The sequence below is a fragment of the Candidatus Peregrinibacteria bacterium genome (assembly GCA_030700255.1).
In the GTDB taxonomy this organism is placed as follows: Bacteria; Patescibacteriota; Gracilibacteria; order UBA1369; family JABINC01; genus JABINC01.
Genome location: JAUYJN010000040.1, coordinates 18,697 through 30,826 on the forward strand (window position 1 = coordinate 18,697; position 12,130 = coordinate 30,826).

Annotated in this window: 10 protein-coding genes; 5 read left to right on the forward strand and 5 right to left on the reverse strand. The window is 39.8% G+C overall.

Annotated elements, in window-relative coordinates:
• Window positions 1–2: 2 nt before the first annotated feature.
• Entirely contained in the window at window positions 3–2,255 is a 2,253-nt protein-coding gene (locus Q8P68_05070) for a hypothetical protein (GenBank protein MDP4008532.1), read from the reverse strand.
• A gap of 381 nt (window positions 2,256–2,636) precedes the next feature.
• Here Q8P68_05070 and ligA point away from each other — a divergent pair, with 381 nt between their 5' ends.
• Entirely contained in the window at window positions 2,637–4,814 is a 2,178-nt protein-coding gene (gene ligA / locus Q8P68_05075; GenBank protein ID MDP4008533.1) for an NAD-dependent DNA ligase LigA, read from the forward strand.
• A gap of 1 nt (window position 4,815) precedes the next feature.
• Here the strand turns inward: ligA and dnaX are convergent, their stop codons facing one another.
• Genes dnaX through Q8P68_05090 form a run of 3 tightly spaced genes read right to left on the reverse strand, consistent with a single transcriptional unit; the run spans window position 4,816 to window position 8,206 of the window.
• Entirely contained in the window at window positions 4,816–6,336 is a 1,521-nt protein-coding gene (gene dnaX, locus Q8P68_05080; GenBank protein MDP4008534.1) for a DNA polymerase III subunit gamma/tau, read from the reverse strand.
• A 55-nt stretch (window positions 6,337–6,391) separates the two neighbouring features.
• Window positions 6,392–7,486, reverse strand: a complete 1,095-nt coding sequence (locus Q8P68_05085; protein ID MDP4008535.1) for a glycosyltransferase — start codon at window positions 7,484–7,486, stop codon at window positions 6,392–6,394.
• 42 nt (window positions 7,487–7,528) lie between these two features.
• Window positions 7,529–8,206, reverse strand: a complete 678-nt coding sequence (locus Q8P68_05090) for a ComF family protein (protein ID MDP4008536.1) — start codon at window positions 8,204–8,206, stop codon at window positions 7,529–7,531.
• A gap of 65 nt (window positions 8,207–8,271) precedes the next feature.
• Between Q8P68_05090 and Q8P68_05095 the strand changes: the two genes are divergently transcribed.
• The 4 genes from Q8P68_05095 to Q8P68_05110 all read left to right on the forward strand — a co-directional run bounded on the left by Q8P68_05095 (window position 8,272) and on the right by Q8P68_05110 (window position 10,515).
• Window positions 8,272–8,790, forward strand: a complete 519-nt coding sequence (locus Q8P68_05095) for an NUDIX domain-containing protein (protein MDP4008537.1) — start codon at window positions 8,272–8,274, stop codon at window positions 8,788–8,790.
• A 26-nt stretch (window positions 8,791–8,816) separates the two neighbouring features.
• On the forward strand, window positions 8,817–9,425 hold the full coding sequence (locus Q8P68_05100) for a hypothetical protein (protein MDP4008538.1): 609 nt from the start codon (window positions 8,817–8,819) through the stop codon (window positions 9,423–9,425).
• Between the two features lie 64 nt (window positions 9,426–9,489).
• Window positions 9,490–10,152 carry a hypothetical protein gene (locus Q8P68_05105; protein MDP4008539.1) on the forward strand — a complete coding sequence of 221 codons (663 nt, stop codon included), beginning with the start codon at window positions 9,490–9,492 and terminating at the stop codon, window positions 10,150–10,152.
• Between the two features lie 36 nt (window positions 10,153–10,188).
• On the forward strand, window positions 10,189–10,515 hold the full coding sequence (locus tag Q8P68_05110) for a hypothetical protein (GenBank protein ID MDP4008540.1): 327 nt from the start codon (window positions 10,189–10,191) through the stop codon (window positions 10,513–10,515).
• A 578-nt stretch (window positions 10,516–11,093) separates the two neighbouring features.
• Here Q8P68_05110 and Q8P68_05115 read toward each other — a convergent pair.
• Window positions 11,094–12,125: a hypothetical protein gene (locus tag Q8P68_05115; GenBank protein MDP4008541.1), complete on the reverse strand. Its 1,032-nt coding sequence runs from the start codon at window positions 12,123–12,125 to the stop codon at window positions 11,094–11,096.
• Between the last annotated feature and the right edge of the window lie 5 nt (window positions 12,126–12,130).

Consider the following 12,130-nt stretch of genomic DNA (forward strand, 5'->3'; position numbering starts at 1 on the left):
CCTCAGCTTTCTGCCACCGCCACTGGCTCCGTAGAGTTTGCTACGCCCATAGCTGAAAGTAAATCCGCAAGGGTGTACTGCTTGTCAGAGGTGATTCCATATAAGCTTGTCAAAGTCATGGTAGTGCCGTTGTACTGGCCAGTTTCAGGATTGTGAAGCCATTTCACGAGTGTAAGCAAATCCTTCGACTCGATTCCAATGTTCGTTGCGAAGAGCGAACGGCTTTCCTCATTTAGAAGGTTATAACTAACCTCTATATCTTTTATCGGTTGCAACAAGAGTTGCATGAAGGCGTCACGTTTATCCGGTGTTACTTGGATATTTTTCTTCGTTTCTCCATCAGTCTGGGGTGACAGTCCGGTAGAGATGAAATAATCGGCGATTTTAGCCGTATTACCGCTTCCGACATTTGTTTTATGTAAATTCTCCTTAATTATTGCGCTTTGACTTTCATTATCTTCGACTACTGGTGGAGTCTCTATTTCCGGAGCAACCGCCGGTTTCTTTTCCCATTGAGAGCTCCAGCGACCATTGCGATTGATGAGTCCGCTATCATACAAAAATGTACTTACATCCGTATCGCCGCCATCCGCTTCGAATTTCGCCGTAAGTCTTTTCGCTCCTGCATCATCTCCTGCCTCTACTTCTTCATCGGTAGGATTCATTGAGCCGTGGATTTTATCCAATGTGTTAAAAAGATTTCGTCCATTCTCTCCTTCGGTATCAAATCCATTCGCCTGCAAATTTTCAACGGTAGCGGCAAAGTTGCCGACATCGCCATTTTCCCCAGGGACATAACAATCCATAAAGTCGCTCATCGAGACTTCTTTTAATTTTCCGACGTTTTTTGTTCCGAGTTTTTCTTTGATAACAAACATCCAAAGTCGTTTATCCGCGTTATTGTCCTTGTTCATATCTATTCCGAGGCTTTCAAGTAGTTCGAGGATAGTCGCGATCAATTCTTGTACCGTTCCCATAAAACCTTTTACGCTATTTTGCATATCCCGACTGATGTATTTATCAAGTTTGCTTTTGCCGGCGCCTCCACTTTTACCGTCACCTTCACTTTCTTCACTTTCCGCATCACCTCGCATGTCCGCGATCTGCTCATCCGTGAAGCCGGCAGATTTGAGATTCTCTTCTCCGAAGAGCGCTACTATATCGGTGTCATCAGGGATAGGTTCACCGTCAAGCGTTATCTGTACGTCTTCTCCAGCCGAAGGTGCAAACGGCATTGTTAATGTTTGATTTGAGTTTTTTCCAAGGCCTTTCATTGTTACTTTATCTTCTTCAAAACTTAGTACGATTTTCTTATCTCCAATCTCACTTTCTAATTCCGCTTTATCGTTTAGCGTGAATGGTAGAGCTGGGCCACCAAGAAATGGCATTTTTCCTGAAAGTTTCATTTCGTCTCCAGCGCCTTCAACTGTCATTGTAAATTCAGTGTTGTCGACGGTTACTGTAATAACTCCTTCTGCGCTATTTTTTATGGCTTCTGCAAATGCATTTTTGAAAGTTCCTTTGAAATCCTCCGGAAAATTTACCTTATCAAGTAAAGCATCGAAATCAGTCTCCATTGCAGTTGCATGGATGACATTAAGTTTGGTTAGTTTTTTAGTCGTGAGGTTGGTGAGCGGTTTACCTACGAGGTTTTTTATCCACATGTTAATTGTTTTGTCACCCGCATTTGGATCAATCGTTATATCTGTAATTTTGTTCGTGGCGATATCGACATTTACGGTCAGCGAGTCAGGAGCGGCACCGGACGTAGTTGCCTTGGCATCTATGACAAGAGTTGCTGTTCCTGCTTTGAAGTCGATCTTGCTTCCGCTTGCAAAAATGAAAGAGTCGAATTCGGCGGACATGAGGGTGTTGAGAGTTTTTGCATTTTCAGGTTTCGTGTTTGCATCTATGGTAAATTCAATTCCTTTGTATGAGGCTTTGACTTCGGTGATGTTTTCGCCTGCGCCTACTGTGACGTCATCGGCCTTGATTTTTAGTTTGTCTGCTACTACTGCCGGCGCGCCATCTCCTAACAATTTTTTGACGAACTCTTTTGCTTTATTGATTTTTTCAGTGTTTGCCTTTTCATCTGCTGTCGGTACCGCTGGCGCTGCTTCCACTGTTGCCTCGGCTGCCGCTGACACTTCCGGCCCCCCATCATCAGCCATAAAAACCATTCTCCTTTCCATGAAATCGGCTTCAGTGAATGCGTTGAATATATCGTTTAAATTTAGGTGTAAGTTTTTCTTCATGAACTAGCTTTAATTTATTCTTTATATTCTAGCAGAAAAGTGGTGGCTAGACAATGAGGGTTTTTAGAAAAAAGATTGTGTCCGGTTTTAATTTGGTTTTTACGAAGTTTTTTTGTTTGTTGTCTAGGAGCAAATTTGAACTGATAGTACTCACTTATGGGTACTTTCAGTTTATGTTTTATCTCTTATGAATATGATTATGGTATGCAATATGTGACAACAGGATTCTGAAATTTCTGACTCGTACTAGGACGAGATTTTGTACAGAATAACGTACAATTTGTAGGTAAAAACTGGATTTGGTGATTCGCGTTTTGAAATCATTGAAAGGTTTTATTTATTAATGTTATTATGCAGCTTGAGATGTTATTATTTGGTCTGATGAAAAATCTTACAAAAAACGAGGCGAAATCGAGAATTGGGCTTCTGCGAGCTGAAATTCGCAAACTAAATTTTCAATACTTTGTTGAGGATACGTCAAGTGTTTCTGAAGCGGTTCGAGATTCGCTGAAGCGTGAACTTATAGAATTAGAGGAAATGTATCCGGATTTGGTGACATTGGATTCGCCGACCCGGAGGGTCGGCTCAGTACTTTCTGAGAAATTTGCAAAGGTGCGGCATAGGGTGAAGAAATGGAGTCTTTTTGATGCTTTTTCGGCGGATGATTTACGGGATTTTGACGAACGAGTTAAAAAAGGATTGTTATATGTTGTAGGCGAAAAACAAGAAACAACCTTTCGTGCAGGTTATCGTGGATGCCCGGAATACGTGTGTGAACTCAAAATTGATGGATTAAATGTGACGCTTTGGTATGAGGATGGAGTTTTGACAAAGGCGATCACCCGTGGAAATGGTGTTGAAGGTGAGGATATTACTCACACAGTGCGGACGATTGAGAGTATTCCATTGAGGTTAAATGAAGATATTTCGGTGGAAGTTTCGGGTGAGGTTTTTATGCCACGTAAGAGTTTTGAGAAGTTTAAAGATGAATTTGCAAATCCTCGTAATGCGGCTGCAGGTTCTGTTCGACAGCTTGACCCATCGGTGACGGCAGATCGTGGACTCGATATGTTCTTTTATAGTATGCATGCATTTGATGAGGTTCAAACCGAAAAAACACACTATGAAATGATGCAGGCCATGAAAAAACTTGGGCTGAAAATTGAAAAGCATATGACTATTTTGAAAAATATAGATGAGGTGATTGAGTTTTGTGAGAAGTGGCATGATAAAAGAGAGAGCCTTCCTTATGACATAGATGGTATTGTGGTGAAGGTAAATGATAAAAATCAACAGGAGAAGTTAGGATTTACGGGGAAGGCGCCCAGATACATGATGGCGTACAAATTTCCTGCAGAGCAGAGCACATCGGTCATTCTGGATATTATCATTCAGGTAGGGCGTACAGGCGCACTGACTCCGGTCGCGATACTAAGTCCAACTTTTGTCGCGGGCTCCGTAGTTGCCCGCGCCACGCTTCATAACGAGGATGAGATAGCTCGCAAGGACGTGCGAATTGGTGATACGGTTATTATTCAAAAAGCGGGCGACATAATCCCGGAAGTTGTAGAAGTTTTGCATGATATGCGACCGACTAACGCAAAGCCTTATGAATTTCCGGCTCATTGTCCGATATGTGAATCAGATGTTGAGAAACCGGAAGGGGATGCGATTACGCGTTGCACGAATTCAAATTGCCAAGCCATGAAAGAGCGGCAATTGGTTCATTTTGTTTCCAAAGGTGCGTTTGAAATAGATGGAGTAGGGGAGAAGTTAGTGATCCAACTTATGGAAAATGAGTTTTTATCAAACCCTGCTGATTTGTTTAAATTAACTGCTGAAGATTTGCTTACACTTAACCTTTTTCAGGATAAGCGATCAAAAAATGTGATCAGCTCAATTGAGGATGCGAGACTTATTAAATTTAATAGTTTTTTATTTGCTCTTGGGATACGTCACGTTGGGGCTGAAACTGCGGCGGATTTGGCCGTATTTTTGCAAAATAAATTTGAGGAATTTAATGTTAAGTTCGAATATGGCGAGAGGGAGGAGCTGCCAGTTGCGATGCGGGCTCAGGTTTCGCTATTTGATGAAGTGGCTGCGGATATAGATGAGTCTCCGATTTTGATAAAATATGAATATTTTTCTCCGGATATACTTATAGAAGTTTTTGAAAAAATTTCATTTGAAGAATTGGAGGACGTCGACGGCATGGGTAAAAAGGTAGCGCACAGCATATATGATTGGTTTAGAGAAGATCATGGGATTCATATGTTGCATTCGCTCGCTGAAGTAGGGATTCGGATTTTACCAATATCAATGAGTGCAAAATCAAATGTGCTAAGCGGTAAAAAATTCCTAATTACCGGAAGTCTTGAAACTATGACGCGAGATCAAGCTAAAGCTAAAATCAAAGAAAATGGTGGCAAAATTCTAAGCTCACTTAGTAGTAATACAGATTATCTTATAGTTGGGGAGGATCCGGGCTCAAAGTTAAAAAAGGCCAACGAATTGAAGGTTAAAACTATAAGCGAGGAAGAATTCTTGGCGATGATATAGTCTACCAGCTTTCAAATACATTGATTGCATCTTCGGGGGACTCTTCGATAGTTGCATCAGCGGGTGTCTGAGTCGAAGGGGTTACAGTCTGTTTGTCTGGAAGTGAGTTTGCCGTATCATTACTTTCAAGTCCGCTATGCTCTCGATTTTTGACGGTTGGAGTCAAATCCACTTTGCGCAATTCCATTTTTATACTGAGTTTTTGGTTGTACATCTCTTCAATTGCATTTTCTATTTCAGATAAGGCTTCGACAGTAGAGGATTTTTCCAGATGAAATTGCGTACTAAAATGAAGCAGTAGAGTGTTATCTTTGATAGATACAGCTTTGGCATCTTTGAAAGAAGTTCGAATCGCAGGTTTTTTTATTTTTGCAACAACAGTATTCCAATTTTTACGAAGTTTGCTTAAGAAATCATTTTCATTGCTACTTTCGAGTTCATTTAGAGTTGTTTCATATTCTTCGGATTCTATAGGGGACATCCTTGCCGGTTGCACTATATTACAATCAATTCCACATAACTTAATTGCAGCTATTTCGAGTGCCAATTGAGGCAGGCTAGAGTTTTTGATTTTGCTTTTAGCATCCTCAAGTTTGTCGATTATCAAAACTACTCTCCCGATACGCGCTGTGTCATTGGCTTTTACTGCGATTAGCATTTGTTTCCTGCAGTACTCCAAAAAGTCTTTGCTCATCTGTTCGAGGTCAAATCCTTGATTGTGAATATCATTTATCATTTTAAGACTTTGTAACATGTCTCCGGAATAAATAGAGTCAAAAAGATCTATGATTGATTGGTTTTCGGTGAGTCCTAGGGTTTTTTTTAAATTTTCTAAAGTGATACCTCCATGTTTTGTACTTTGCTCGAGTAGTCCGATGGCATCTCTCATTCCTCCATTTACTCTTTCCGCTATGCATTCCAGTGCCTCAGTTTCGTATTCCACATTTTCTTCTTTTGCTATAAATGCGAGCCTTTCGATTAGAGTTGCTTTGGCCATTCTATGGAAATCAAATCTTTGGCATCGTGAAATAATTGTATCTGGAACTTTGTAAATCTCTGTAGTTGCAAGGATAAAGTATGCATGAGCAGGTGGTTCTTCGAGGGTCTTGAGTAGTGCATTGAAGGCTTCTTTTGTTAGCATATGCACCTCATCTATGATGTAGATTTTGTACTTTGCCGTATTTGGTGAGAAGCTGATTTTTTCGCGTAACTCACGGATTGGATCAATACCGCGATTTGAAGCCGCATCGATTTCTATTATGTCAGTCAGTCTATTGTCATTTATTTGTACGCAAATATCGCACTCATTACATGGGCCTCCATCGCTTGATGGAGAAAGGCAATTTATCGCTTTTGCGATAAGTCTTGCCATAGATGTTTTACCGGTTCCGCGAGGCCCACAAAAAAGATACGCATGAGACACCCGATCTTCCTTGAGTGCATTGATCAAGGTTTGGATTATGTGATCTTGTCCGACTAAATTGTCGAAATCCTGTGGTCTGTATTTGAGATATAGTGACATTGTATTTGTTCAGAGGGGGCAATTTTAGCGGCTTTAAACCTATTTGTGAATACGATTATTTTTTTAGTTTTTCTATAAATTCACTCATGTGGTCTTTGAATTTTTTGTCTGAGAATTTCTCAGCTTGTTTACGGATTTTTTTCTGGTCGTAAAATTTGTAATTTAGTAGGAGGCGGCCGAGACCGTCTTCCATAGACTGAAGGCTGTGTTCATCAAAGAATTCCCCGGTTTCGCCTTCGACCACTGATTCAAGTAGGCCGCCTTTGCGGTAAGCCAATACCGGCTTTCCGCACGCCATTGCTTCGATAGGGGTTATGCCAAAATCTTCTTCACCGGGAAATATCAAAGCTTGGCAATTTTGCATATATTCATTTACCTCTTTGTCACTTCTAAACCCGAGGAAATCAACATTTTTACCGGCTATACTTTCGAGTGCGCCTCTAGCGGGACCGTCTCCAATAATCACTAGTTTTTTGTTTACCTTATTAAATAATCGCACAGCATGATCAATTTTTTTGTACGGAGTTAGTGTGGAAACAATTAAGAAGAAGTCTTCATGGTATTTTTGGATTTTAAATCTTGAAATATCTACCGGTGGATAGATCACAGTGGATTCTCTTCTGTAATATTTTTGGATGCGTTTAGCGACGTGCTCTGAATTTGCTATGTAAAAATCAGGTCGTCTCGAAGCCAAAAAATCCCATTCACGAATATTTTTTATGAAATATCTGACGATACAGCGATTTATGATATTTAGGTTTTGTTCAGCTAGGTATTTGTGAGCATAGTCCCATGCATAACGCATTGGAGAATGACAATAAACGATATGTTTGGTTTCAAGGTCAGTGATTACGCCATGTGCATATGCAGAACTTGAGCTTATAACCAGATCGTATTCGCTTAAATCGAATTTCTCGACGAACCCGGGGAGTAGTGGGAAGAAATATTTATATCTTTTTTTGAGAAAATTAGGCCATTTTGCAAACTCTGACTGTGTTACTTTGTTCTTCGGAAAAACTTTACCGATGGACTCTTCATCGTAGAGTAAGGTGAAGATATCGGCGTTCGGATACATATCAAGTAGGCATTTGACGACGCGCTCGGCTCCGCCCAATTTCAGTAAAAAATCTGCAACTATAGCTACTTTCATTATTTTTGTGGTGAGAATTTCTGTTGTTTATTACGGACGTGATTATACTTTTTTTTTCGCAATAACCAAACCAAATACGTTTTTTACACCGGCATTTTTTAAAGTCTTGGCACATTCATTCATAGTAGTGCCAGTAGTATAGACATCATCGAACAAGATAACTGCATTTGGTGGTCGTATGTTTTTATTTACTTCGAAGGCGTTTTCCACATTGGCTAAGCGTTCCAGCTTTGATGAGCACGCCGCCTGCGGCGGCGTGTCCTTCACCTTTCTCAAGATTTCATCCTCGATTCGTGTATCAATTCCAAGCTTATTCAATCGCCTTACAATTTTACCCCCAATAAGCTCGGCTTGATTAAACCCTCTCCATTTTCGCCTTTCTTTTGATAATGGCACAGGGATAAGAATACCGATATTACTCCAATCTATAGAATCAATTAAATTCTGTACTACGATATCTGCGAGCGAATCCGCTAATTCTTCAGAGAATTTATATTTGATACGTTTTATAAGTTTCCCTATCAAGTTTTGGTTGTCATATTCACATGCTATAAAAACAGTATCCAGGAAGTCGGTATGAAGCGAGTTCTGAGACACCGTTTCTTTTAAGAGGTTTTCGCAAGTATGGCATAGGTATGCGCCTTCCATGTCACATCCGAGACATATTCTTGGGAAGAAAAAATCGAGGAAAGTCGCGAGCAAAGATACAATTTGTTTCACAGTTTATTGTTTTTTAAATATAAAGTAGGGTATTCTATCGAAGAAAGTTAAAAAAAATTTAAAAAATGGGAGGGAAAAAACATTGCAAGACAATTAATATGCGATTTGACAATGAGAAAACTACAACCGGTAGTTATACAAAGTCTAAACCAAAGATAGAAAAATCATGTGGCGTTATAGTCTTTAGAGATTCTGAAAAAGGTAGAGAGTTTTTACTTTTAAAATACCCGGAAGGGCATTGGGATCTTCCAAAAGGCCATGTGGAAGAGGGTGAAACAGAAGAGGGGACGGCCAAAAGAGAATTTACAGAGGAGACTGGAATAGAAGAACTTACAATTTTAAATGGATTTAGGGATTATCTGACATATACTTTTTATGCAAATTTCCCAAATCTTAAAGGATGGATACGCAAGACCGTTGTGTTTTTTGTTGGACGTACAATCCCCAGTGCGGAAACGGAACTTTCTCATGAACATGATGATTTCGTATGGCTTTCAGAAGCGGAAGTCATTGAGAAAATCACATATGACAATGCTCGTGAGATACTGGCTAATGCATTGAATTTCATACGTAAAAATGTATAATAGTTCAGAAGATTACTTTGAAAATAATGACGAAAAAAAAGATCGATAAATCAAAAGGTAGAGTGATAAAAGCAAGGCTTGGTTTTAGTCTTGAAGTGGTTCTCACGGTAGTAGTTCTTGCAGTTTTGTCGCAGGTATTCCCATTTTTTAACAAGCACGAGGATCAGCCAAAATCAGAAAAGACCGATAATGCTAATATATCAACATATATGTCAGGTGGGCGCGTTTCTCAGACAGGTGAGCACTTTACGCCAATAGAGATGGTAATTATAGGATCTCCAACACTTAGTGAAAAGGTGGTTACAAAATATCCGGATCTACCCGGCGGGATTAAAGTTTTTGATAAGTCAAAATTTATAGAATCTGAAATAAATCAATTTGAAGGTGGGACGGAGTATTTTCTTACATTCGAGTATCCCGGCATGACGGACTCAGACGGATTTAAAACATTTTATGAAAATTTTGCATCAAAAAATGGATGGCAATTGAATCTTATAATGAGTGCTATCAATGGGATTAAGGTAACAATGCAAAATGAGAATATAGAAATGCGCATCGTTACATTCGAAAAAGAAAATCCTGAGACGCAAGAGAGGTTTATCAGAGAAAAGGTAAGGGTTTTTGAAGCAAAGTAACTATTGCGGTCTAAAAGCCCATTCTATAAACTAAATAACGAAAATTAAACTTTAATTAAATGAAATGAATTCACAAGATCAAAATTATGGAATGCAAGGGGGTGGTCAACCAGCTGATCCGGGAGGAGGACAAGCTGGAGGTTTTAATCCGGGTTTTGGAGGTGGTCAACCGGCAGGTGGTCAACCTGCAGATCAAACCTTTGTACAACCGGCAGCAGCACCGCCAGTACAACCGGCAGCAGCGCCGGTTGAGCCAGTCGCACCAGCGCCAGTACAACCAATAGCGGCACCAGTTACACCAGTTGAGCCGGTAGCACCGGTTACACCACCTGCATCAGGAGGAGGAGCCGGAGATTATGTTTTTGGACAGATCTGGGATGGATTTGATACAAATATCAAACTTCCACCACATCAATTGCAATTCGACGAAGTTAAATTTTTGAAACTTTTAGCAGGTTCGATTTCTCTTACAAAAGAAGAAAAGTGGAAGATTATTCAATACGTTCCAAAGCTTACTCAATACAAAGTTGAACAATTGATGAAAATTTTGGAAGAAGAACAACGTAAATTCCAAGAATTATCTGCTGAACATGGAGAACATCTTCAAAAACTAGAAGAAAAACATGCATCTGAGTGGAAGGATCTTGAATACAAATTCGACCAAAAAAACCAACGCGACGAAGATGCAGGTAAAGCTGACGATATAAGGAAAAGCCTCGGACTTTAGTACCTATAATAATTTTAGCAAAGTAATTTCTCACCAATGAAAAAAAATCTATCATGGCGAAGCGTGAAACTTGCTTTGCCAAATAAGGCGTGCAAAGCACAACCATATATTCTGTGTATGATAATGTTTATGTCATTTGCACTTACCGCTTGTAATAGTCCGAAAACTACAGATGCAGATCCAAATATTACGTTTGATGAATCAGACTATATAGATTCTCTAACAGAGGAGGAGCAAGTAGCGCAGAGTCAATCAGATAAGGAGTTCTACAAACAAGCAAAGGTAGAAAATAACTCAGCTCTTTGCGAGAAAATCGAATTCATCGACCTACGAAAACTCTGTCTCCAAAAAAATAGCAAATAATCGATCATCACAATGATTTGAATTCATTTACTTATTTCTGTCCGCTTAAAGTACCTGGTCTGCGGCCACGCCAAAGTACCTCCGCTTATCCGTCTGCGCCCACACGCCAAAGTCTGCACGGGCAGACTTTTTCATTCATTTAATGGCTCAAGGAAGTCATTTTTATTTCAAAAAAGTTAAGGAGGGAAAGATCAGTTTTAAGGATGGAGGAAAAGGTCGGTTTTAAGGACGAAGGAAAAGATTGATTTTAAGGACGAGCGGAATGATAAAGATTGCCTCCGCCTCAAAATTTTCCCTGGGGAAAAAGTGGTTGAGTTGGGCTTGTATAAGCCGTTTTAGTATTTCCTTGTTGGATTGTACCCTCATTTTGTGTTTCATTTTTTTTGCATTTGTATCGCATCTGTTTATAATGTTCAGTTTTTTCACCTGTTTCCTAGCTTTCAAAAGTGTGCGGGCGCACACTTTTAGCCTCATATAATAGCTCAAACAAGCCATTTTGCTCTGAGAAATTGTTTTGTGAAAATAACTTATTCGTCATACCCACCGTTTTAGAATCAGTAGTAGAATAATTTAAATTACTAAGGGAGTTGCGGAACCATACACATAGCTGCGGCATGCACGTAGCCCTCACCTTTGTTTTGGGCATAAGATTTACAACCATTATTATCATTTGTAGAAGTGCCTCGGAAGCTTGAAAAGCCTAGATATTCAGGGGAAATTTCAACCGTAGATGTTACGTCACCATAACAAGAAATTCGCACACTACCATTTGGGCAAGTTGCAGTTGCTTGGGTGAGGCCGGGTGCTGATGTTGTTAATACAGGGGTGCTGTTTCTAACAGTAAATATCATTTTATTCAGATTGTTTTGCAAAAAATTAGTAGCGGCAGATGTCGTGATTTGGGCGTTCTCATACAGATTTGCATCCAGTACGAATTTGTCCACAGTTAAGGTGTCCTCAACTGTTAAGGATCCGAGAAAATCAACAGGGCCTTCGAATTCAGTTGTTCCATCAGTTGAAGTTACAGTTGAAGTTATCCGCCCATCGATTGTAACATTGGCAAGATGTGACTCGGCAGCATCAGCATATATCCCATATAAATTCCCTGTATCAATTGGAGTGTATTTTGGTATAGCATTTGGATCAGGAGGAGGTGATGATATACTCGCGATCGGTTCAAGATAACCAAGTATACCTCTACCAACGCCTTGAGATGGTGTAATGACTTGTCCGATAACACCGGTACGACCATATTTATTTGCTGCATTTTGTTTATTCTCTCCAAGTACGCCAACGTTTTTACCTGTTACTATAGTACCGGCTTTATTAGAATTAATACTTACCGCGTACAGAGAGCCGGTAGGGGATAGAGAATCCATATAATTTAGCCCCCAAAAATCGAAAGAAAAATTATCTCCAAAAATTGTCATACCTATGTTATCAAGCCCCGCTCGTCCAATCACAAGAGATTTGAAGTTAGGAGTTTCTGTGGTTGGAGTAGCGCCGAAGGCGATAAATGAAGAAATACCTACAATAAGGATTATTCCACATATGAAAAGTATGAGATTTATAATTGTTTTTGAGATTTGTGTTTTCTGAATTTTTGGCATTGATT